Here is a 22,234-nt window from a genome sequence, read left to right as displayed (position 1 = left end):
GCGCAGTGAAAACCGCGGTTACCAGGGTTCGGGCTTCTTCTCGACTTTTGGCGGCGCTCCTTTGAAGGTCAGGAGGACATCCACCAACTGGTTCTTGTCGTCAATGCTGGTCTCCGCTTTGGTGTCGCCGAGGTTGTCGAAGATGCCGCGCTCCCGCACTCGTTCCAGGAAAGCGTCCGGATACTTGCTGCGGAACGGATCGCCAGGCTTGAGGATCCACAACTTGCGCAATACCGGCTCCGTCTCGATGTCCAGCCCCTTGATAGTCAGTCGGCCGAACTTGTACTCCGGTCCGGGATCGACATTGATGAAAATGTCCACCGTCTTCTTTTCTTCGTTCAGCGCGCGATCCGCCTTGTAAGTGGCTCGCATATAGCCGGTCTGCTTCACCTCATCCAGGACGCGCAGCATCCCGGCACCTATTGCGGAGTAACTGACGGTCTCGCCGGTTTTGAACTGCGCCAGATTCTGCACTTCGTCGGGAGACATAGGCACCCCGCGCACCTCGATCTTGTCGAGTTTATAGACCGGGCCCTCGTCAACCTGCACCGTAACGACAACGCCTTTCGCTGTCTTTGAAGGCTCCGCGGTGAACTTCGGGAAGGACGCTTTGAGGTGCCCCACCGCTTCGTACATGGGCCGAATCTGGTTTTCCAGGAAGAGTCGGAAGTTCGTGTCAACAAAGGGCATGCCGACGGCCACCTGCGAAAGCGCCTTCACCAGGTAGCGCGAATCGAGAACCCGCGCCCCGGTGAACGCGACCTCAGTGACATTGGGCGGCGCTGAATTCGGGCCAAACAGGATGGTTACCTGGTCCTGGCCCAACAACAGGACTCGGCCCTGGACAGTTTCTTTGATCCCCTTCTCGCTGAGCATCGCCTGCAGAATGGCGGCGACCTTATCGATGAGAGTGTCTGAGGGCGGAATCTTCCGGCCGAACAGGGGGAGGGTGCGATGCACCCGCTCTTCGACGGCCGCGCGCTCCAAAGGTAGACGGTCGAGCGACCACTCCATGAAAGTGGTGGGCTCAGTCACTTCCAGCGTGGCCAGGACGCCCTTCACATCCGGCAGTCCTTCGTACTTCCAACCGAAACTTTCGAAGAATCCGGCGGCGAGCACGCGATCGCGCGCCCGTTCGAAGTTCTGTTTTGTGGCGAGATCGCCCAACCGGAGGCCCGAGGTAGCGATCACCTGCTCGGCCGTGAAGAATTTGTTGCCGGTCACGCGGAACTCGCGGATGGGCCAGATTTCGTTGGGTGCGGACTGCGCGGCAGCAGGATTCCGCGCCGGTACAGGGCGGCGGGCAGGCGCCTGTCCCCACCCCAAGCAGGCGGCGACGAGGACGATGACGGCGAGTCTCATTGCATCCATTATGTGAAAAATTGCCAATGCTAGACTAAAAGTGATGTCCTACGATCTGATCGTGATCGGGAGCGGACCTGGGGGGTACTCCGCTGCGATTCGCGCAGGCCAGTACGGCCTCAAGACTGCGCTCATTGAAAAAAGCCCTCTCCTCGGTGGGACGTGTCTACACGTTGGCTGCGTTCCCACAAAAGCCCTGCTCCACACCGCGGAGGTGTGGGACTACTTCCTGAACCCCGGACCACAAGGGATTTCGTGCCAGGACCCCAGGCTCGACTATCTCAAAGTTCTGGAACGGAAGAACAAGATTGTCACCAGCCATGCCAAAGGCATCGAGTTTCTGATGAAGAAGCAGAAAGTCGAAGTCATTCGCGGCTACGGCCGGCTGAAGGGCCGCGGCCAGGTGGAAGTGCTCACCGACGGCGGCACTCAGACGCTGGAAGCCAAGAACATCATCATCGCCACAGGCTCCGAGGCGCGGATGATCCCTGGCCTGACCGCCGACGAGAAAACAATCGTCACGAATATTGAGATCCTGAGCCGCCCTCAGGTACCCAAGAGCCTGCTGGTGATTGGCGCCGGCGCCGTTGGCGTCGAGTTTGCCTCCATCTTCAAGCGCTTCGGCAGCCAGGTGACCGTCTTCGAAATGCTGCCGCGCCTCGTGCCGGTGGAAGACGAAGACGTCAGCAAGGAGCTGGAACGGCAGTTCAAGAAGCAGGGGATCAACCTGGAAACGGGCGCCAAGGTGCTGGAAGTACAGCGCACGGCCGAGGGCGTCAGTTTGCAGGTGCAGCTCGCCAGCGGCAAAGTCCAGCAGTTCGACGGAGAAATGCTACTGGTGGCCGTGGGCCGCAAGCCGCTCACGGAAAACTGTGGCCTGGAGAACACCCGGGTCGAACTCGACCGCGGCTTCGTCAAGGTCAACCAGTATCAGCAGACCGCCGAACCGGGCGTCTATGCCATCGGCGATGTGGTAGCCGGCACACCCCAACTCGCGCATGTCGCGACCATGGAAGGCATGGTGGCTGTCGCCCATATGGCCGGCAAGACCGCCACGCCCATCAACAAGACCCGCATTCCGGGCTGCACGTACACTGAGCCCGGCATTGGCAGCGTCGGCCTCACGGAAAAGCAAGCGCGCGAGAAGGGTTACGACGTGAAGGTGGGCAAGTTCCCCTTCGCCGGAAACTCGAAAGCCTCCATCCTCGGCAACCACGGCGGCTTCGTCAAAGTGGTGGCCGATGCCAAATACGGCGAGATCCTGGGCGTCCACATCATTGGACCGCATGCCTATGAGCTGATCGCGGAAGCGGTGACGGCCATGGAAGCGGAAGCGACCGTGGAGACCATGATGTCGACGATCCACGCCCACCCGACGCTCTACGAAGCGGTCGGCGAAGCGTTCAACAGCGTCTACGGCCTGGCGATCAACGCCTGATCCCGATGCGAAAACTGCAGGTGCGCGAGCTCGGCCGCCTAGCCTATGGCGAGGCATGGGATTTGCAGAAATCCCTGGCCGAGCAGCGCAAGCAGGGCCTCATCCCAGATCAGTTCCTTCTGGTAGAGCATCCTCATGTGCTCACCCTGGGACGGAACGGTCATGAAGAGAATATCCTCTTAAGCCGCGACCGGTTGGCCGCGCTCGGCATCGAATACTTTGAGATCAATCGCGGGGGCGACATCACCTATCACGGACCGGGACAGATCGTCGGATACCCGATTCTTGATCTGAGAGAATGGAAACGGGATGTCGTCGCCTATATCCGGGCTCTGGAAGAAGTGATCATCCGCACGTTGCGGCGTTATGGAATTGAGGGAGTGCGCGACCCGGGAGCCGCTGGCGTCTGGGTAAACGGAGCGAAGGTCTGCGCAGTTGGCGTGCACATCAGCCGCTGGGTCACAACGCATGGCTTCGCCTTGAATTGGACTACGGATTTGAACTATTTCCAGTACATCGTGCCCTGCGGGCTGACAAAGCCGGTGACGTCGATGGAACAACTGGGAGTCAGAGTGGATCGCGCGGAACTGCACCAGACGATTCTGGACGAGTTCGCGCAGGTGTACGAATACGAACCGGCGCTTGTGAGCGCCTGAGCCTGACAGACGGGAGAAAGTCGAAATGTCCGATGTCGTCATGCCCCAGATGGGCGAGAGCATTGTCGAAGGCACACTAACCAAGTGGCTCAAAAAGGTGGGCGATCGCGTAGAGCGCGACGAGCCACTCTTCGAGATCTCCACGGATAAAGTGGACACCGAGATTCCGTCGCCGACGGCCGGCACCCTCACCGAGATCCTGGTGCAGGAAGGCGCCGTGGTGGCTATCAATACCGTCGTCGCCCGTGTGGGCGACGGTGCCGCAGCTCCTGCCGCGGCGCCCGCTCCTGCTCCGGCGGTCGAGGCACCCAAACCAGCTCCGGCCCCTGTGGCCGAGGCTCCGGCGCCCGCACCAGTTCCTGCGCCCGCCCCGGTGCCGGTGGTGGAAGCTGTGCCGGTGTCAGCCGATGAAGAAGACCTGGGCGGTCCAATCAGCCCGCTGGTGCGCCGCATGGCGCGCGAGAACAATATTGATCTGAAGGCCCTGAAGGGCAGCGGTACAGGCGGCCGAGTCACCAAACAGGACGTGGAGAACTACCTGGCCAGCCGTCAGGCTCCGCCTCCGGTGGCTGCCGCACCCGCCGCTCCAGCCGCTCCTCCTGCCTGGGCTGCCCCGGCGGCTCCCGCGCCGGTGGCGGCGCCCGCTGCCACTACGCCACTGCCGCGCGTCGAACCGGCCAAGGTGCGTGTCGAACCCATGTCCACCATGCGGCAGAAGATCGCCGAACACATGGTGATATCCAAGCGGACTTCAGCCCATGTCACCACAGTGCACCGCGTCGACATGACGAAGATCGCCAAGGTCCGTGCGAAATCGAAGGACGAGTTCCAACAGCGCTACGGCTTCGGCCTGACGTTCCTGCCCTTCATCATGCGAGCCACTGCCGAGGCTTTGCGCGTGTTCCCCCTCTTCAACTCGTCGATTGAGGGCACCAATATCCTCTACCAGAACGAGATCAATATCGGCGTCGCGGTGGCCCTGGACAACGGGCTCATCGTGCCCGTCGTCCACCAGGCGGACGAGAAGAACATCGTTGGCCTGCAGCGCTCGATCGTCGACCTGGCCGCACGCGCCCGCTCCAAGCAGTTGAAGCCGGCCGAAGTCCAGGGCGGCACGTTCTCCATCACCAACTTCGGCAGTTTCGGCTCGCTGTTCGCCACGCCGGTCATCAACCAGCCGCAGGTGGCCATCCTGGGCGTGGGTGCCGTGGAGAAGGTGCCCGTGGTGATTGATGACGCCATTGCCATCCGCTCAATGGCATATCTGGCCCTGACGTTTGACCACCGGCTCATTGATGGCGCCCTGGCCGATCAGTTCTGCCAGAAAGTGAAGTCGGTTCTCGAGAACTGGAACGACCAGGTCCTGTAAACCCCGTTCATTGGCGAAAACACGCCGCTCATCGGAACACCGGTGGGCGGCGTTTTCCTTTGTGGCACACTCGATGCCGTGAAGATACTCATTGGACTCGCGGCTTTGGCGGGGCTCACCGTTTCAGCGCAGCCCACGGCGAAGGATCGCCTGCTGGAGCGCATCGAGGCCATCGCCGTCTCGGAGCCCCCGGTCCTGGGTATCGACACGCAGATCCGGACGGCGGCCACGCTTGCGTCCAAGGATCCGGATCTGGCCGAGCGCTGGCTGCAGGCCGCTACCTCACGTGCGCTGCCCCTGGTGGACCTGCATACACGCGGTGAGTTCCTGATCGCGATTGTCGACCAGTACCGGCACCTGGACGCCGAAGCCGCGGAGCAGATCTGCAGCCTACTGCCGCGCCGTGCGTCAGGCGCCAAAGAGGACCCCCTGGCCAAGTGTTACCACAGCCTGTTCTCCACCAAACGGTCCTGGGAAGGAGAAAAGGCGCTGACGCGGCGGGCCTTGTCCGCCGGAGCGTTTCTATCGCCAGAGATCCGCGGCCACCTGGAGCGCTCCATCAAGGAGCACCCGGAGGAGTGCGCCGCCGAGTTCGCAGTGATCGTGGAAGGTTTCCCCTCGTCCGATGCCTCGCCCCAGGAGCGCAGGCACCTGCTCGACATGGCCAATCTCATCCGGAAACGCGAGCCGGAATTGGCGGCAAGAGCCCGGAAACTGGCGGAGAGCAAAGCAAAAGCCGCCGGGGCAGGCACTGAAGAGGATCTTGAAAAGAAACAGGTACTGGGTGAGGAGAAGCCGCCCATTGAGGGCCTGGCGACCCCGGAACGGATCGCGCTGGCTCGCAAACAAGCTCCCTCGATGGAGGTGGAGATGTTGCTGGAGGTGATGGACGGCGAGAAGGAACTCTCAATGCCGCAGAGGATCGCCATCGCCTATGAAGCCCTCGAAGTGACGCCGAAGATCAAGGCCGGCGACGAACGCCTGGTCAGCCAGTCGATGCTCGCGCGACGACTGTACGATTACGGTGATCGGGCCAAAGCTGCCGTAGCCGCGCAGATGCTGGCCGAGTCGTTTGAGAAGTTCTACAACTGCGAGACCGCCGCCTGCGTGACCTTTGAGGGAGACTCCAGCCCCGGCGAGGTGATCAACGATTTCGCGGAGTACCTGCGTGAAAACAAGATTCAGCCGGAGGACCTGGGCCTGCGCCACAAATCGCTGGAGGCACGGCTGCTCATTCTGGACCTGCAGCAGAGCCTGGGTATCGAGAAGAAGAGATTCTCGTTCTTCTGAGATATTCAGCTCTCATATTGACAAACTATAGAAGCGCGCGCATGATGGCCATATAGCCAGTCTATAGGAACCCATGCCGCCCACCACCAACCTTCTGCAAGGCACTCTCGACCTGCTCATCCTACGTTCGCTGCTCTCCGCTGAACTGCATGGCCTAGGTATTTCCCGGCGCATCGAGCAGATGACCGGCGGCACGTTCCAGGTGAAGCCAGGTTCTTTGTTCCCTGCGCTGCATCGCATGGAGGAGGCCGGCTGGCTGAAGTCGTCGTGGGGCGAGTCGGAGTCAAAACGGCGCGCCCGCTACTACCAGATGACCGCCTCGGGCCGCCGCCATCTTCAGGCCGAGACGGAGGAGTGGCAGCGAATCTCGCTCGCCATGGCGCAGGCGCTAGCCACCTCCTGAGGTACCCCTGATGTCGTTGCGAAGCCGGCTGTCCGCCTGGAAACGGAACCTCTTCCATAAGAGCGAGATGGAACAAACTCTCGACGACGAGTTGACCGCCTTCGTGGACCTGCTCGCAGAAGAGAAGCAACGGGCCGGGATGGATCAGCAGGAAGCGCGGCGCACCGCGCTGCTGGAGGCGGGTGGCCTCGACCAATTGAAAGAAAAGTGCCGCGACAGCCGCACGCTGCACTGGTTGGACGTGCTGCACCAGGATCTGCGCTACGGTTTGCGCCTGTTGCTGCGCAATCCGGGCTTCGCCGCTATCGTGGTGCTTACGCTCGGCCTGGGTATCGGCGCCACCACTTCGATCTTCAGCGTGGTGCACGCCACACTGCTGCGGCCATTGCCGTACAGCCACCCCGAGAGCCTGGTCTACATCGAGCAGAATCTGGGCGGCTACGGCCCGATGCCGTTCTCCTTCCCCAAGGAGTTCAACGCTTGGCGCTACGGCAATCATAGCCTCAGCCAGATCGCCGCTTACATCGACACACGCGTCAACGTAGTCGGCGCTGGCGAAGCGCAGCGTATGAACTGCGGCATCGGTACCGCATCATTTTTCCAACTACTAGGCACCCGTCCGGAAGCCGGACGGCTCTTTCTGCCGGAGGAGGATCAGCCCGGTGGTGCGCCAGTGGCTTTGTTGAGTTATGCACTGTGGCGCGGCCGGTTTGGCGGAGATCCCGCCGCGGTAGGCCGTACGGTCACCGCGGACGGCAAGAAGTACACCATCGCCGGGATCTTGCCGGCTTCCTTCCGGGTCCCCGATCGATACGGCTTCGAGTACGATCTCTGGCTGCCCTTCTCCGCCAGCATACAGCCCGAAGGCGCGCCACCCTACATGCTGCGCGCCGTGGGCAGGCTGGCGCCCGGCGTCACCATCTCGGCCGCCCAGGCAGAGTTGGATTCCATCCTGCAGACTACCTTGCGGCGGCCGCGCAAGGTCAATGCCCTGCTGGTCCCTTGGCAGCAGGAGATCGCCGGCGGCGTTCGTACCTCGTTGCTGGTCTTCCTGGGCGCAGTGGGCTTCCTCCTGCTGATCGCCTGTGTGAATGTCGCCATCCTGCTGCTTTCCCGGGCAGCTGCGCGCGAGCGCGAAGTGGCAGTCCGCCTGGCACTGGGGGCACCGCGATCCCGAATTGTCCGGCAGTTGCTTACGGAGAGCCTCATCATGGCCTTCTCAGGCGCGGCCGTAGGTCTTGTCTTCGCGTATTGGGCCAAGGACTTGCTCGTCAACTTCCTCTCGAAGAACCTGCCGGCGATGGATCCGGTCCAGCTCGACTACCGCGTCCTTGCCTTCACCCTCGGCCTGGCCGTCCTCACCGGTCTCTTCTTCGGGCTGGCGCCGGCGCTGCAAACGGCTAGGATGCGCGACCGGGACGGTCTGCGGGAATCGGCCCGTGGCGCCAGTGAGAGCCGCGCACACCATGGCTTCCGGAACATCCTGATCGTTACCCAGGTTGCGACTGCTATCACGCTGACCATCGGTGCGGGCCTTCTCGTGAAGAGTTTTCTGCGGCTGCGCGGATTGGACATGGGCTTCCATTCCGGCCGGGTCCTCACAATGTCGGTGGATCTCACGCCCGCTGACTACCCGGACGCCGCCCGTCAGATCCACTTCTTTCAGCGCGCACTGCAAAACATCCAGGGTCTGGGCGGAGTAGAATCGGCCGCCGCCAACTACTGCCTTCCTCTCGGCAATATGCGTTGGAGCGTCAGTAAGTTCAAACTGGAGGGCCGGCCGCAGCCGGTGGATTCCGCTGATCTGGAAGTGATCAGCACTGGCTACTTCGGCACAATGCAGATCCCCTGGAAGGCGGGGCGCGATTTCACGGCACAGGATCGGGCTGGCGCGCCGTTGGTCGCCATCGTGAATGAGGCCTTCGCTCGGCGTTTCTGCCCCGAAGGGCGCTGCCTGGGCCGCCGTGTGGAGCACTGGAAGGATTCGACGCAATGGATGACCATTGTTGGCGTCGCCGGCGATACGCGCGCCTCGATGGAACGTCCGGTAGAGCCGGTGCTTTTCGTCCCCTATCTTCAGGGTGAGGCGCCCGCAATGACGCTGGTTATTAGAACAGCCGGCAAGCCGATGGCTATGGCTGCGGCCGTGCGGGCACAACTCGCCGGGATCGATCGCAATCAGCCGCCCAGCGATGTGATGAGCCTGGATGATCTGCGCGACCGGTGGATCGCCAGCAGGCGGGCAAGCATGTTGCTGCTGGGGGTTTTCGCGCTGCTCGCGCTGCTCCTCGGCTGCATCGGCATCTATGGAGTGGTCGCCTATAACGCGAATCGCCGCACACACGAAATAGGCATCAGGATGGCATTGGGCGCCAGGGAGAGCGATGTGTTGACGCTCATCACTCGCCAGACCCTGGCTTTGATCGCCTTGGGTGAGTTCGTCGGACTCGGCGCCGCCCTGGCCCTGAACCGGGTGCTCGGCACGTTAGTGGTCGAGGTGCCCACCACGGACCTCCTCACGTACGCCTGCGCCTGCCTGCTCTGGAGCACGGTAGCCCTGCTCGCCTGCTATCTGCCGGCACGCCGCGGCGCTCGAGTCGAACCGATGCATGCTCTCCAGGTCGAGTAGCCCCTCGATCTTCGAGATAAAATCGAAGCAGGGGGAATGCTGTACGTGTCTGCCAGTGATCAGCTCTTCATCGAGTTTTCAGCCAAGAAGCTGCGCCAGTTCCTCAGCCGCATCCATGTCTGCCTGGAGAAGCTGAACGACGACCAGATCTGGATTCGCACTGGTGATGCCTCCAATTCCACCGGCAATCTCTGCCTCCATCTGGCGGGGAACGTGCGTCAATGGATCCTGCACGGCATCGCCGGCCAGGAGGATTACCGCCAGCGGGACGCGGAGTTCGCGGCGCGCGGAGGCATCTCCAAAGAAGATCTCTGGCAGCGCCTGAATGGGACCGTTCAGGAGGCATGCTCCGTCATCGAGCAGATTCCCGCCGAACGTCTCTCGGCCATCGTCCGGCCACAGAACTACGACGTCACCGTCCTCGAAGCCGTTTATCACGTCGTCGAACACTTCGCGCAGCATACCGGCCAGATCCTGTTCTCCACCAAGGCCTTCACAGGCGAGGATCTAGGCTTCTACCGGCACCTTACCGGAACCGTTCAACCACCGCCGCCGCCGGCGGGACAGGAGACTCCTTAATCATGGCAACCGTCGAGCAGGCGTTCCTCGTATTCTCAACCTCCAAGCTTCGAATGCTGATGGGCCAAGTCGAGACTTGCGTGGGAAAACTGGAGGAATCGCAGGTGTGGGGCCGTACGGGCGACAACGCAAACTCGGCCGGCAATCTCTGCCTCCACCTGGAGGGCAATGTCCGGCAATTCGTCATCCACTCCATCGGCGGTCAACCCGATGTGCGCGTGCGCGACGCTGAGTTCGGTGCGCGCGGCGGCCTCACAAAACAGGAGCTCCTCTCGAAGCTCTCGGCCTGCGTGGAGGAAGCCTGCGCCGTAATGGAGAAGCTTGCACCGGAGCGTCTCCTGGAGACCGTGGCCCCCATGGGGCGCACCATGCTCACGCTCGACGCCATCTATCAAGTGGTGCAGCATTTCGCACTCCATACCGGCCAGGTCATCTTCCTCACCAAGGCTTTCACCGGCGAAGATTTGAACCTGCCGCGGTTTGCTACGAAATGATCTCCCTGCGCGAGTGGGGGCCCGGTGACCAGCACGCTACGCGGCGGTTGCTCATTCGCGCGTTCGGCCAGCCCGACGAGGCAGACCTGGTGGAATCCCTTCGAGCGGAAGGCGCCGTGATCCTTGAGCTCGTCGCTGAGGCGGGCCAGCAGGTGGCCGGCCACATCCTCTACTCCGTCCTGTCGCTGGAGCCGGTCTGGGAATCGGTCCAACTGGCCGCCCTGGCGCCGCTGGCGGTCGATCCGGAATTCCAGCGCCGCGGCATCGGCGGAGCGCTCATCCACATGAGCTTGCCCATGCTGGCTCATACCGGAGTGGACGCCGTGATCGTGCTCGGCGATGCTGCCTACTACACCCGCTTCGGATTCTCCCCGGAACTGGCCGCCACCCTGCATTCACCGTTCCCGCCCGGTGATCACTTCATGGCCCTCGAGCTCTCCCCCGGCTCCATCGAGGGCTGTGGCAGCAAGCTTCGTTACGCCCGCGCCTTTGGTCTCTAGCTGACGCCGCTGATCCCCCGCAAACCGCCGCTCACCTTCCTTCAATAGGACTTGCAAGCGTTCCGCCCTAGTCTGAATCAGGAGGTTTGGAACGCCATGCTGCCACGCGATCTCGAACGCCAATCGATCCTTATCGAGAAACTCGGCTCGCTCCCGCCCGGGGTGCCGCTGGAACTCACCACTTCTGCGCGCCGGAAGGTCCAGGGCAGACTTGGATATGCGACCGACGACACCGTACATATCAACACCAGCAACGGGGAAACGGTCTGGATGTTCGAGGAGGTCCGGTCCGTGCGACGGCTGGACCGCCACGGCTTCGGTGTCGTCCACAGATTGCTGGCCCTGCTGCTGGCGACGGTCTGTGGACTGTCTGCCGCGGACCTGCGGGCCAAGGCGCTGGATATTCCGAACGGTGCAAAGGTCGAGGTCCAGATGAATTCCCGGGAAAAGATCTCCGGCCTGCTGCGCGCCGTCTCAGAGCAGGGCATCACAGTGGAACTGTCCGCCGGCCAACCGGTCACTCAACGCACCATCGCCTTTGAAGAGATGAAGTCGCTGAAGTATCCACGCAATGGACTGCACCCCGGAGTCGTCGTTGCCCTAACGCTCGCCGCCATCATGTACATCCCTGCCATCATTCTGGGGAACTGAGGAGTTATCCATGTGCCGCCTGGTCGCCCTGCTGCTTTGTTTCGCCATGCTCGTGCCGGCCCGTGACATCCGCTCCAAGGCCCTGCAACTGCCCATTGGGACCACTGTACGGCTGCGAATCCCATCCGGCATCATCGAAAAGGCCAGGCTCCATTCTGTGACGGATGAGGGCATCTCGGTCCTTGTGCTCGAGAGCGGCGCCCTTAAGGAACAGAGCTACCGTTACGCAGAAATCCGCCATCTCGAACGCCGCGCCGGCCGCATGTCCGCCGGTAGGGTCGTCCTCACAACCGTTGGCGTCTACTGCCTGGTCGCTCTCACATTCGGCATCGTGGCGATTGCCGCAAGCAGGTAGCGGTCGTACCATTCTCATTGACGTGTACCGCACGATCTCAGTCCTGATCTACACTTTCGGGCTTGCTGCCTTCATCGGGCTGTTCGCGCTCTGGACCCGCCAACTGCGCCTGGGCCGCACGGAACTGCGCAGCTGGCTGTATCCCGCCATCTTCATCACGTCCTCCGCCTGGTTCGGCCTGAACATCCTGGTACCCAGCCACTACTTCGTTCTGCTCGCAGGCGCTTGCGTCTTTCCGGCCTTGCTGGGCAAGCTCTTCGGCTCACGCGGCATTCCGTTTGTCGCACTGGCCAGCGCCGTCATTGCCGCTCTTTCGTTGCTTCACACCGTCAACATCATCACCCTGACGCACGCTCAGCGCGACCTCAGCATCGCTTACTGTGCCGTCTTCGCCTGGACCTGCGCCACCGCGGCGCGCGCTCCCGGCAGCGGCCGTACCAGCGTGATTCTGCTGATCGTCATCATGGTGCTGATCCCTGTGGCCATGTTTACCTTCGGCGACTGGCTGAGCCTGTTGATGCGCTCGCTCCCCCTGCCGGTGCTGATGGTCCACAGCTACTCCCGCCGTCGCTTTCTATTTCTCGACCTCTTCGCCAAATGGGGCTCGAACTTCGCGGTCGCACTCATTGCACTCACCGTCTGGTTCAGCCTGCTGCCCGCAGGCTTGGATCCCATCTATTCCGCGCTGTTGATGCTGCCGGTCCTATGGGGCGTCTTCCGCCTCTGCCGCTCGCTGGGCGAGCTGCTGGACCGCCGCGTCCTGGGCCGCCCTTACTCGCCTGCCGAAGCCCAGCGGGTCTTCCTGGAAAAGCTGCAAGGCAGCGAGGACGAAGCCGTACTGCTGCGCGAAGCTCACACCTTGGCCGAGCACATCTTCCATACGCGTGCCTCTGTTACCCCGGACGGTGTCATCAGCCTGGAGGACCGTCCTGACGGGCGCCCACTCTTCAGTGAGGATCTGGCCCTGGTGAAGACACTCTCCGAGATGCTCCACTTCCTGCTCGAGAACCGGCGCCTGGAAGCCAAACGTCGGGCCCTGCTCCTCGACGCCAGCCGCTCGGAACTGAAAGCCCTGCGCGCCCAGATCAATCCCCACTTCCTCTTCAACGCGTTGAACACTGTCGCCGGACTCATTCCCAGTAATCCCGAGCTCGCGGAAGAGACGGTCGAGAAACTGGCCGAAGTCTTCCGCTACACCCTTCAACGCTCCGAAGCGGAGATGGAGCCGCTTTCCCAGGAACTCGACTTCATCCGCGCCTGGCTCGATGTCCAGCAAGCCCGCTTCGGCCAGCGATTGCGCGTGGAGATCGAAGCCGAAAGCGACACCCTAGCCGCTCGCGTGCCCGCCATGACGCTCCAGCCCCTCGTCGAGAACGCCCTCAAACATGGCGTGGCGGTCACCAGCCAACCCTGCCTGGTCACCATCCGCGCCTACCTCCGGGGCGACACACTGGTCCTCACCGTCACCGACACCGGCCCGGGCCCGAAGGAACCGGCATCCGACACCGGCCATGGCCTGAAGAATGTCCGGGAACGCCTGTCGGGCTACTACGGCGAACGGGGCCGCCTCACCCTCAGCCGCGACCACACCCGTCACATCACGACGGCTACAATCGAGTTGCCTGTATGACCAGGGTCCTCATCGTCGATGACGAATTGCCTGCGCGCGAGCGGCTCCAGCGGCTGCTCGGCGGCCTGGAGGGGGTTTGTGTCTGCGGCGAGGCCGGCGACGGCGTGGCCGCCATCGAGCAGATCCGCGAACTGCGCCCTGATGTCGTCCTGCTGGACATTGAGATGCCCGGTTGCCGCGGCACCGAAGTGGCCGCCTCTCTACCCGAGCCCCGACCGCACATCATCTTCTGCACTGCCTACGACAACTACGCAGTCGAAGCGTTCGAGCTCCGTGCAGTCGATTACCTGCTCAAACCCGTCACTCGCTCCCGCCTGGAGCAGGCGCTCGCCAAGACACGGGAAGCCGCGCCAAAGCTCCCCCCGCCGCAGCGATTTCTGGCCCGCGCTGGGGAACGCTACGTCGTCATCCCCGTGGCCGATATCATCGCGTTTCTCTCGGAATCGGGCCTAACCAAGCTCTGCACCCGCGACCGTGAATACTGGATGGATCCGACGCTGAACGACCTGGAGACCCGGCTCGACACCGCGCACTTCTTCCGCATCTCACGCGCTGCTTTGGTGCGCTTGGACGAGATCAAAGAAGTAGCTCCGCTCCCGGGAGGCTCAGGGCAGGTCACGCTCAAGAGTGGCCGCCGGGAAGAGGTCTCGCGCCGCCGCTTTCGCGAGCTGCTCGATCGGCTGGCGACCTAGACGGTCTCCGTCTCACTCCCGTACGCCATCGCACCGAAAGCCAGTACGATCCACACGCTCACCGCCAGCGCCAGGTGCAGAATCTGCATCCACACCGGAGCCAACAGCACGACGTTCAATCCCCCCGCCGCCAGTTGCACCACGGTCAACCCAAGCAGCCAGGCCTTCATCCGGCCGCGGAAACGCAGCAGGGCGGCCAGGATCAGGAATACACCCGACGCGGAGGCAATCACTGGGTGGACTAACCTCAGTTGCAACAGCAGCGGAGCTTCCTTGGAGAACTCCTGCCGCATGCCCTCCTGCAGCGAGACCGCGGGCCAGATCGTATCCCCCAGCGCCGCCACAACGCCGGTAATGCTGGCGCACAACGCCACACCCATCGCTGCCCAGACCAGTGTAGGCACTCGGCTCTTCACCCAGCGGTGGTGACGCGCGAACCATCCACAGGACCCGATGGTTGCCAGCAGCAGCAACGTATTCGTCAGGTGGGCGCATAGATAGAGAGCCCGCCCGGCCGAAGCGTTCTTCTCGACATACGCCAGCAACACCAGCCCCGCACCCAGCAGCGCCTCGACAATGATGAAGATCAGTGACGCCCAGGCTGCTTTGCGTGCCAGGTGCCCCTTGGCGAATAGGATGCGGCTCCAAACTACCAGCGCGGCCACGCCAATCAGGGCAATACCGCTGGTCAGCCGGTGCGTGAATTCGATGATCGTGCTCATCGTCGGCGACGGCGGCATCACGGCGCCGTTGCACAGCGGCCAGTGGCTGCCGCAGCCTGCCCCGGAGCCCGAGGCCCGCACAAACGCGCCCCACAACACCACGAACACATTCCACCCCAGCATGGCCCACGCCAGCCGGACGAACGCCTGCACTCGATTGTTCATGACTTTCTACAATAAAACCGTATGCCTTCCACTTTACGGGATGCGTGGACCTCAAGAGTACAAGTCGAGGACTACGAAGCCCACATGGCGGCGATCGGGCAGGCTCAGGCCAACGCCGCCCACATGGCGGAATTCCTGGCACGGGTAGGCGAGCCCGGCGCCCGCATCCTGATCGCTGGAGCCGGCACCGGTCAGATGTTCGACTACCTTCCGCCCGGAGCCTTCGATTCTCATCGCGGAGTCTTCGCCGACATCAATCCACGCTTCCTGGCCAGGCTGCGCCGGCGCAACCCCGGTGCGCTTTGCGTCGCCGACGATCTGGAAGCTTCGGCGCTGACAGGCCCGTTCCACGCCGCCGCGGTAGTGCTGGTCCTGGAGCACATCCAATGGCGGAAGGGCCTCGACACCCTGGCCGCCCTGGATCCCCGCTATCTCTTCCTCGTCCTGCAGCGCAACCCTGAAGGCATGACAACGGCCGTCAGCCCCACCCGCGTCCTGCCCGCGAGCATGCAGAACCTCGGCGGCCAGCACCCCGAACTTGTCGACAAGAACGAAGCGGCCACCCATCTTCAGCGCCTTGGCTATGCGCTGATCGAAGAGTGGCCGCGAAATGTACCCGACTCGAAAGTGATGCTGGGGCTGCTGTTCGAACGCGTGCCTTAGCCCGCGCCGCCGCCCGATGCCTCTTCCCGGAAAGTCGCCGACGCCTTGATGTAGTCCCTGTGCATCCGCGCGATGTTCTCAATCGTGATGCCCTTCGGACACACCGCCTCGCACTCGCCGGTATTCGTGCAGTAGCCGAACCCTTCTTCCGTCATCTTCAGGACCATGCGGGTCGCACGTCGGTCGCGTTCCGCCTGCCCCTGCGGCAGTTGGCCCAGATGTGAAATCTTCGCCGAGACGAACAAGGATGCCGACGCATTCGGACACGAGGCAACGCACGCGCCACAGCCGATACATGCCGCAGCGTCCATCGCCATATCCGCGCACCGTTTGATGATCGGCAGCGCGTTGCCATCCGGAGCCGACCCGGTATTCACCGAAATGAACCCGCCCGACGCGATAATGCGATCGAACGAACTCCGGTCCACCATCAGATCCTTGATCACCGGGAAGGCCTTCGCCCGGAACGGCTCCAGCCAAAGCTCATCACCGTCTTGAAAATGACGCATGTGCAACTGGCACACCGTCGTGCCGCGTTGCGGCCCGTGCGGCACGCCGTCGATCATGAAACCGCAGCAACCGCAGATGCCTTCCCGACAGTCGTGCTCGAACGTCACGGGATCCTCGCCCTTGCGGGTGAGTTCTTCGTTCAGGACGTCGAGCATTTCGAGAAACGACATGTGCTCGTTGGCGTTGGGCACCTCGTAGCGCACCATCCTGCCCGCGGATGTGGCGTTCTGTTGACGCCAGATGTTCAGAATGATCTTCATCTTCGGATGCCTCTATTTGTAGTTCCGCTGAGCCAGGTGGACGTGTTCGAACTCCAGCGGTTCGGTATTGCGCGCCGGAATCTTGTCGTCGCCCTGATACTCCCAAACGGCCGCGTGGCAGAAGTTCACGTCATCGCGCTTCGCCTCGCCGTCCTCCGTCTGGTACTCCTCACGGAAGTGACCGCCGCAGCTCTCCTCACGGATGCGTGCGTCGCGGCACAGCAATTCACCCAGCTCCAGGAAGTCCGCCACACGGCCGGCGCGCTCCAGACTCTGGTTGAGTTCGGCGCCGCTGCCCGGGACATTCACGTTCTCCCAGAACTCGGCGCGCAGCTCAGGGATGCGGGCAATCGCGTGGTCGAGCCCAGCGGCGTTGCGAGCCATGCCGCAGTCCTCCCACATCACCTTGCCCAGTTCGCGGTGGAAGTCGTCCACCGTCTTCTTACCCTTGATTGACAGGAACTTCTTCGTCCGTGCATCCACCGTTTCCCGGGCGGCCTTGAACTCCTGGTGCGTCGCATCCACACCGCCCGGCTTCACGCCGGCCAGGTAGTTGCCCATGGTGTACGGAATCACGAAGTATCCGTCGGCCAACCCTTGCATCAGCGCGCTGGCGCCCAGTCGATTGGCCCCGTGGTCGGAGAAGTTCGCTTCACCCAGCACAAACAGGCCCGGGATGGTCGACTGCAGTTGATAGTCCACCCACAGCCCGCCCATCGTGTAATGGACCGCCGGATAAATCCGCATCGGCTTCTTGTAAGGATCGTCGCCCGTGATGCGCTCGTAGATCTCGAACAGGTTGCCATAGCGTTCGGCAATGACGTTCTGGCCCAGCCGGTTGATCGACTCGCTGAAGTCCAGATAGACGCCGCGGCCGCCGGGCCCCACACCGTAACCTTCGTCGCAGGCAATTTTGGCAGCACGCGAAGCGATATCGCGCGGGCAGAGGTTGCCAAACGCCGGGTAACGCCGTTCCAGGTAGTAATCGCGCTCCGTCTCGGGAATCGTGTTCGCGTCGCGCGTGTCGGCCTTCTTCGCCGGCACCCAGATGCGCCCGTCGTTGCGCAACGACTCGCTCATCAGCGTCAGCTTCGACTGATAATCGCCGCTCTGCGGGATGCACGTCGGGTGGATCTGCGTGTAGCAGGGATTCGCGAAACCCGCGCCCTTCTTATACGCACGCCAGATCGCCGTCGCATTCGAGCCCTTGGCGTTCGTCGACAGGTAGAAGACGTTGCCATAGCCGCCCGTGCCTAGAACGACCGCATCCGCTACATGGCTCTCGATCTCGCCCGTCACCATGTTCCGCGTAATGATGCCCCGGGCCCGGCCGTCGATCACGACCAGTTCCAGCATCTCGTAGCGGTACAGCATCTTCACACGGCCGGAGTCCACCTGGCGTTCCAGCGCCTGGTAACAACCGAGCAGCAACTGCTGCCCCGTCTGCCCTCGTGCGTAGAAAGTTCTCGAGACCTGCGCACCGCCGAAGCTGCGGTTCGACAGCACGCCGCCGTATTCACGCGCGAACGGCACACCCTGTGCCACGCATTGGTCGATGATGTCTACGCTGACTTCGGCCAGCCTGTAAACATTCGCCTCGCGGGCACGGAAGTCGCCGCCCTTCACCGTGTCGTAGAACAGCCGGTAAACGCTATCGCCGTCGTTTTGGTAATTCTTCGCGGCGTTGATGCCGCCCTGGGCCGCAATCGAGTGTGCGCGCCGGGGAGAATCCTGAAAGCAGAAGCACTTCACGTTGTAGCCCAGTTCGCCCAGGCTCGCCGCCGCCGCTCCGCCTGCCAGGCCGCTGCCGACGACAATCACGTTGTACTTCCGCTTGTTGGCCGGATTGACCAACTTCATCTCGAACTTGGCCTTCTGCCACTTCTGCTCAATCGGTCCGGAAGGGATCTTCGAATCCAGATTCAGTGCCATGTGTGTATGCCCTCCTTACTTCACGAGCCCGACCAACACGGCCAGGGGCATGGATACATTCCCGATCCCAACCACCCAGCCATAGACCTTCGCCATCGTCTTCAGCTTCGGTGTGTACTTCGGGTGGTTCACGCCCAAACTCTGGAACATGCTCCAGACTCCGTGGTAGAGGTGGATCGCCAGCAGGATGTTGGCAATGATGTAGAAGAAGGACGCTGCGGGGTTTTGGAAGCCGACAATGACGTTGTGATAGACGTCGCCCTTGATGAACTGATCGCCCAGGGCCTGGCCGGTGGTGAAGTGAAGGATGTGGTAAATCAGGAACGCCCCCACGATCGGCCCGCTCCAGATCATGGTCCGGGCAGCGTAACTGGTGGCGATGTGGGCTTTCTTGACGTAAGCTTGCGGCCGCGCCTCGTTCTTCAGGCGCCACAACTGAAATGCAGCCGTCACATGAAGCACGGCGGCCGACAACAGCACGAAGCGGACAAACCACAGCAGCCCGCCCAGGCTTTGCAGCATCTCCGCGTAGTGGTTCAGCTTCTCCCGCCCTTGAAACAACTGCAGGTTGCCGAACATGTGGCCGAGGACGAAGCCGCTTAGCACGAAGCCCGTCACCGCCATGACCACTTTCTTGCCGACGACTGATTGGTAGAAGGTTGTTGTTCTGTTTAGGCCGCTGTTAACAGCGATTGAGCTCATCGAGGCACTCCGTTTTCCCCGTAGGTATGGTGTGGGGTGTGAGGGGCCACCCCATCTCGTTACCTGGGATGCCCGGAACCCACTATTGTATGCGAAATTTCGGAGTGCGGGGTACGTTGACAAAGCGGGCCCGCTCGGATAGCGGGCCCGCTCAGAGGAGGAGGAGAAGTGGTCTTCCGTTCAGTTCAAATAGTGTTTACTTGCGGTTAAGAGCCAGGACAACCCGCTCGGACGGGCTCTCTTTCGCCATCAGCAACTGGGCGTGAGTCGCCGGAATGCGCATCACCGCAGTCGCTCCCAGAATCTGGGCCTGCGCCAGGCGATAGGTCGAACCCGAATGCTCAAACACCAGCTTCCCGTCAAACCGCGACTTCGCTTCACCAGCCGGGGCGACGATGATTGCGTTTCGGCCGGATTCCTTGCCGGTCAGGAACAGCACCGCGCCGCTGTCCGACGTCTCCAACAGGTAGTCGCCCGCCGGCAGCGATACACTCGATGCCTCAAAGGCGAACGGGATACTCACCCGCGCGCTCGCCCCGAAAGCCGGCATCGCCATCGTTAGGCACAGCACCAGCGCCATCGCACCAAAAATCGTTAATTTCTTCCCAGTAGTCATGGTCACGTTGCTCCGTTCTTCTTCCGTTACTTTTTCTGGCTGGGCCGCTTTTCCCAGCGGCCCGCCTCTAGTCTCAAGAACGCATCCGCCGTGAATTCGTTCGTTCGTGGGCGTGCAATTTACACCCGCGTCATTTGTTTCACTTGGAACGCTGCACGCCTTCCCGGATCTGCTTCAGATAGTGGATGCCGTTCTTCTTCTCGAAGACCAGGTTCACTTTCTTCTGGTCCGTGGCCACCGCCATCGAGCCCGAGTTGTAGTTCACCAACGCCATCGTCGCCGCGCCGTTCGATGAGCGCAGGGTCAACACCGGAGCAGTCGGTTCGTTCACGAAGCTATACTGCCCGGCCGGCATCTTCTGGCCCGAAGCAACAAAGTCGAACGGGATGTTCACTCGTACCTCGGGCGCGGCCGCGGAGGCCACCATCGAGGTCATCATCATCGCAGCCGTGGCCGCGTAAACACACATCGAGCGCAGCGATTTCATGGTCTGTTTCTCCAGTTAGTTCAGTGTGAGCCGGACGCTTGTTTCTGCGTCGCGTCCGCCTTCAATGAATTAAACGGATCAACCACACGAATAGTTCGCTGCGCTCGAAAGGTGTTCGAAGTGTAAAACTCCTTACGCCATGACCCGTGCGAACGCCGTTTTGAATTTCTCCATCTCTTCCCTGGTGCCCACGGTCACCCGCACGTGCGATGGCCAGATGGGCCAGGCACGTCCCACGTACACATTCTGCTTGGCCATCCCCGCAATCACCTCGCGGGCCGGACGCTTCACATCCACCATGAACTTGTTACTCACGGAAGGCACAAAGGAAAAGCCTTTTTGTGTCATCCATGAGAACACGCCTTCCCGCACGTCCTGCGTGTACTTCTTCCTCTGCGGCACCAGATCCTTCACGGACAGGCTCACGGAGGCGCCCACCATGCCCGTCGTAGGCGTGTAGCCCGTCCCAAAGCCCAGCATCTTGCCCAATAGATCCGGTCGTCCGAACGCCGCGCCGGCGCGCAATCCCGCCATGCCGTATATCTTCGAGAATGTGCGCAGCACAATCACGTCCTTGCCGGCCGCCACCATGTCCGTGCACGGCTTCGCGTCGCTGAAGTGGATGTATGCCTCGTCCACCATCACGATGCTCCCCGCCGGCTTGTTCTTCACCAGGTATTCAATGTCCTCGCGTGCCGTCAGCGTGCCCGTCGGATTGTTCGGATTGCACAAATAGAACACGCCCGCACTGTTGCCGCCCGCGGCCAGCATGGCCTTTACATCGTGCGCATAGCTCTTGGTGAGAGGCACCTGGTGCACAGGAGCCCCAATGAATTGCGCCGCCCGCTCACCCGCCTCGTAACCCGGATTCGCCACCACAAAGCTCCGCGACGGCGAGCAGAACGCCAGCACCGTGCGATGCAGCGGATCGCTCGAACCCGCAAACGCCCGCGCGCAGTCGTCAGGCAGTCCTTCCTGCTGCGCTAGCGTTCGAGACAGCTTCATCGTCTCTCCGAACAGATATCGCCCGCCGCGCTTCAGGACGCCATTCATGGCCTCCAGCGCTTCGGGACACGGCCCCAGCGGATTCTCATTCGCATTCAACATCACCGCGTCGGCCGCGGGTTCCCCCACGAAGCTCAACTGCGCCAGCGCGGATTCGGAAAGGATGGTCAGCGCGGAGGCAACGCCCCCGAACGCACGTCTTGATAGAGCCCAGCTTTGTCCCATTTTTCGATAATCCCTTTGACCAAGTCTGCCATCCGTTCTACCACCGCCTGGAAATAAACGGAAGCCTTGGCCTTATCGAACCGGACTGAGCCCTGCCCTGGCTGATACAGGATCACCGGTGTCGGAAATGGATACGCCGCCCACGTGCCTGCCGCCGGACGAGGTGTTTCCAGCTCTTTCGAGTACAGCTCCGGATGCACGAGCTTCTCGTCAATCGCCTGGATAAACGCCGTCTCGTTCCAACCAGCGTGTCCGCCGTCTTCCCCAAACACTTTCAATGTGACGTCGCTGCAGATGGCCCACCAGTTCGTCACCAGCATCCGCACCCGCTGCTCGCGGCCCACCTTTTCCGCGACGTCGTTCAGGATCGCCGTCTGCGGCCCGCCATGCCCGTTGATGACGATGATGTTCCGAAACCCATTGCGAGCCAGCCCCGTAAGAATGTCGGTGACGAACGCGCGGTAGGCCGCCTCGGAGATCTGGAACGTGCCCGCATACCCATCCAAGCTGCCCGTCACGCCATAGTTCAACGGCGGAGCCACCAGCGCGTTCAACTTCGGAGCCATGGCCCGCGCCAGCGCCAGCGGAGCCGTGTTATCTGCCCCGTTGTTCACTACGCCGTGCGCCTCCACCGTACCCGTGGGCAGCAACACTGTCTGGATCTGTGCCGGAACCAGCCGGCGGTACTCCATCCAGTTCAGGTCATTCAGTTCACGCGTGGACTGGGCCGGCAGGGTCAGCGCGGCCAGAAAGATCGATGCAGCGAGTCTGTGTACCATGGCGATTGCCCTCCATCGTACACGCCCACGCATCCACAATCCGCCAACGGCGCCGCGCACGCAGGTAAGCGGATAGCCCGCAGAAAGACCGCAATCAACCAATCAAGCGAGTTCCCCAGC

23 protein-coding genes are annotated in these 22,234 nt (G+C 62.1%); 14 read left to right on the top strand and 9 right to left on the bottom strand.

Annotation, left to right across the window (positions count from 1 at the left end; genetic code table 11):
* Positions 1–18 precede the first annotated feature (18 nt).
* On the bottom strand, positions 19–1,362 hold the full coding sequence (locus tag ACR9Y2_RS10325; RefSeq protein WP_435041089.1) for a POTRA domain-containing protein: 1,344 nt from the start codon (positions 1,360–1,362) through the stop codon (positions 19–21).
* 43 nt (positions 1,363–1,405) lie between these two features.
* Between ACR9Y2_RS10325 and lpdA the strand changes: the two genes are divergently transcribed.
* The 13 genes from lpdA (at position 1,406) to ACR9Y2_RS10260 (ending at position 14,048) form a co-directional block, all read left to right on the top strand.
* Positions 1,406–2,800 carry a dihydrolipoyl dehydrogenase gene (gene lpdA / locus ACR9Y2_RS10320; protein ID WP_435041088.1) on the top strand — a complete coding sequence of 465 codons (1,395 nt, stop codon included), beginning with the start codon at positions 1,406–1,408 and terminating at the stop codon, positions 2,798–2,800.
* A 5-nt stretch (positions 2,801–2,805) separates the two neighbouring features.
* Positions 2,806–3,456: a lipoyl(octanoyl) transferase LipB gene (lipB, locus tag ACR9Y2_RS10315; protein ID WP_435041087.1), complete on the top strand. Its 651-nt coding sequence runs from the start codon at positions 2,806–2,808 to the stop codon at positions 3,454–3,456.
* Between the two features lie 25 nt (positions 3,457–3,481).
* Entirely contained in the window at positions 3,482–4,825 is a 1,344-nt protein-coding gene (gene sucB, locus ACR9Y2_RS10310) for a 2-oxoglutarate dehydrogenase, E2 component, dihydrolipoamide succinyltransferase (RefSeq protein WP_435041086.1), read from the top strand.
* Between the two features lie 78 nt (positions 4,826–4,903).
* Positions 4,904–6,115, top strand: coding sequence for a hypothetical protein (locus ACR9Y2_RS10305; protein ID WP_435041085.1), 1,212 nt, complete (start codon positions 4,904–4,906; stop codon positions 6,113–6,115).
* 73 nt (positions 6,116–6,188) lie between these two features.
* A complete protein-coding gene (locus ACR9Y2_RS10300) occupies positions 6,189–6,518 on the top strand; it encodes a PadR family transcriptional regulator (RefSeq protein ID WP_435041084.1) in 330 nt (109 codons plus the stop codon).
* Positions 6,519–6,528: 10 nt separating this feature from the next.
* Positions 6,529–9,147 carry an ADOP family duplicated permease gene (locus ACR9Y2_RS10295; protein ID WP_435041083.1) on the top strand — a complete coding sequence of 873 codons (2,619 nt, stop codon included), beginning with the start codon at positions 6,529–6,531 and terminating at the stop codon, positions 9,145–9,147.
* Positions 9,148–9,183: 36 nt separating this feature from the next.
* Positions 9,184–9,726, top strand: coding sequence for a DinB family protein (locus ACR9Y2_RS10290; protein WP_435041081.1), 543 nt, complete (start codon positions 9,184–9,186; stop codon positions 9,724–9,726).
* Between the two features lie 2 nt (positions 9,727–9,728).
* The gene (locus tag ACR9Y2_RS10285; protein ID WP_435041080.1) at positions 9,729–10,220 is read left to right on the top strand and encodes a DUF1572 family protein; all 492 of its coding nucleotides are present in this window, start codon (positions 9,729–9,731) and stop codon (positions 10,218–10,220) included.
* Positions 10,217–10,720 (top strand): GNAT family N-acetyltransferase, encoded by a 504-nt coding sequence (locus tag ACR9Y2_RS10280; protein ID WP_435041078.1) that lies wholly within the window; start codon positions 10,217–10,219, stop codon positions 10,718–10,720. Before ACR9Y2_RS10285 ends, ACR9Y2_RS10280 begins: the two co-directional genes overlap by 4 nt.
* A gap of 96 nt (positions 10,721–10,816) precedes the next feature.
* Positions 10,817–11,371, top strand: coding sequence for a hypothetical protein (locus tag ACR9Y2_RS10275; RefSeq protein ID WP_435041077.1), 555 nt, complete (start codon positions 10,817–10,819; stop codon positions 11,369–11,371).
* A 10-nt stretch (positions 11,372–11,381) separates the two neighbouring features.
* Positions 11,382–11,726: a hypothetical protein gene (locus ACR9Y2_RS10270; RefSeq protein WP_435041075.1), complete on the top strand. Its 345-nt coding sequence runs from the start codon at positions 11,382–11,384 to the stop codon at positions 11,724–11,726.
* Between the two features lie 22 nt (positions 11,727–11,748).
* Complete coding sequence (locus ACR9Y2_RS10265) at positions 11,749–13,356, top strand: sensor histidine kinase (RefSeq protein WP_435041074.1); 1,608 nt, start codon at positions 11,749–11,751, stop codon at positions 13,354–13,356.
* Positions 13,353–14,048 (top strand): LytR/AlgR family response regulator transcription factor, encoded by a 696-nt coding sequence (locus ACR9Y2_RS10260; RefSeq protein WP_435041073.1) that lies wholly within the window; start codon positions 13,353–13,355, stop codon positions 14,046–14,048. Before ACR9Y2_RS10265 ends, ACR9Y2_RS10260 begins: the two co-directional genes overlap by 4 nt.
* Here ACR9Y2_RS10260 and ACR9Y2_RS10255 read toward each other — a convergent pair.
* Positions 14,045–14,935, bottom strand: a complete 891-nt coding sequence (locus ACR9Y2_RS10255; RefSeq protein ID WP_435041072.1) for a COX15/CtaA family protein — start codon at positions 14,933–14,935, stop codon at positions 14,045–14,047. The two genes, ACR9Y2_RS10260 and ACR9Y2_RS10255, sit on opposite strands and share 4 nt — an antisense overlap.
* Before the next feature lie 21 nt (positions 14,936–14,956).
* Between ACR9Y2_RS10255 and ACR9Y2_RS10250 the strand changes: the two genes are divergently transcribed.
* Positions 14,957–15,598 carry a class I SAM-dependent methyltransferase gene (locus ACR9Y2_RS10250; RefSeq protein WP_435041071.1) on the top strand — a complete coding sequence of 214 codons (642 nt, stop codon included), beginning with the start codon at positions 14,957–14,959 and terminating at the stop codon, positions 15,596–15,598.
* Here the strand turns inward: ACR9Y2_RS10250 and ACR9Y2_RS10245 are convergent.
* The 7 genes from ACR9Y2_RS10245 to ACR9Y2_RS10215 form a co-directional block, all read right to left on the bottom strand.
* Positions 15,595–16,368: a succinate dehydrogenase/fumarate reductase iron-sulfur subunit gene (locus tag ACR9Y2_RS10245; protein ID WP_435041070.1), complete on the bottom strand. Its 774-nt coding sequence runs from the start codon at positions 16,366–16,368 to the stop codon at positions 15,595–15,597. The two genes, ACR9Y2_RS10250 and ACR9Y2_RS10245, sit on opposite strands and share 4 nt — an antisense overlap.
* 12 nt (positions 16,369–16,380) lie before the next feature.
* Positions 16,381–18,294, bottom strand: coding sequence for a fumarate reductase/succinate dehydrogenase flavoprotein subunit (locus ACR9Y2_RS10240; RefSeq protein ID WP_435044849.1), 1,914 nt, complete (start codon positions 18,292–18,294; stop codon positions 16,381–16,383).
* 21 nt (positions 18,295–18,315) lie between these two features.
* Positions 18,316–19,002, bottom strand: coding sequence for a succinate dehydrogenase cytochrome b subunit (locus tag ACR9Y2_RS10235; protein WP_435041069.1), 687 nt, complete (start codon positions 19,000–19,002; stop codon positions 18,316–18,318).
* 196 nt (positions 19,003–19,198) lie between these two features.
* A complete protein-coding gene (locus ACR9Y2_RS10230) occupies positions 19,199–19,618 on the bottom strand; it encodes a hypothetical protein (protein ID WP_435041068.1) in 420 nt (139 codons plus the stop codon).
* 139 nt (positions 19,619–19,757) lie between these two features.
* Positions 19,758–20,105: a hypothetical protein gene (locus tag ACR9Y2_RS10225; protein WP_435041067.1), complete on the bottom strand. Its 348-nt coding sequence runs from the start codon at positions 20,103–20,105 to the stop codon at positions 19,758–19,760.
* A 132-nt stretch (positions 20,106–20,237) separates the two neighbouring features.
* Complete coding sequence (locus tag ACR9Y2_RS10220; protein ID WP_435041066.1) at positions 20,238–21,335, bottom strand: pyridoxal phosphate-dependent aminotransferase; 1,098 nt, start codon at positions 21,333–21,335, stop codon at positions 20,238–20,240.
* A complete protein-coding gene (locus ACR9Y2_RS10215) occupies positions 21,278–22,114 on the bottom strand; it encodes a creatininase family protein (protein ID WP_435041065.1) in 837 nt (278 codons plus the stop codon). The genes ACR9Y2_RS10220 and ACR9Y2_RS10215 overlap by 58 nt, the downstream gene beginning before the upstream one ends.
* Positions 22,115–22,234 lie beyond the last annotated feature (120 nt).

The sequence above is a fragment of the Paludibaculum fermentans genome, assembly GCF_051172195.1.
Classification (GTDB): Bacteria; Acidobacteriota; Terriglobia; order Bryobacterales; family Bryobacteraceae; genus Paludibaculum; species Paludibaculum fermentans_A.
The sequence above is the reverse complement of the archived record's forward strand: the minus strand, read 5'-3'. Positions and strand labels throughout refer to the sequence as shown.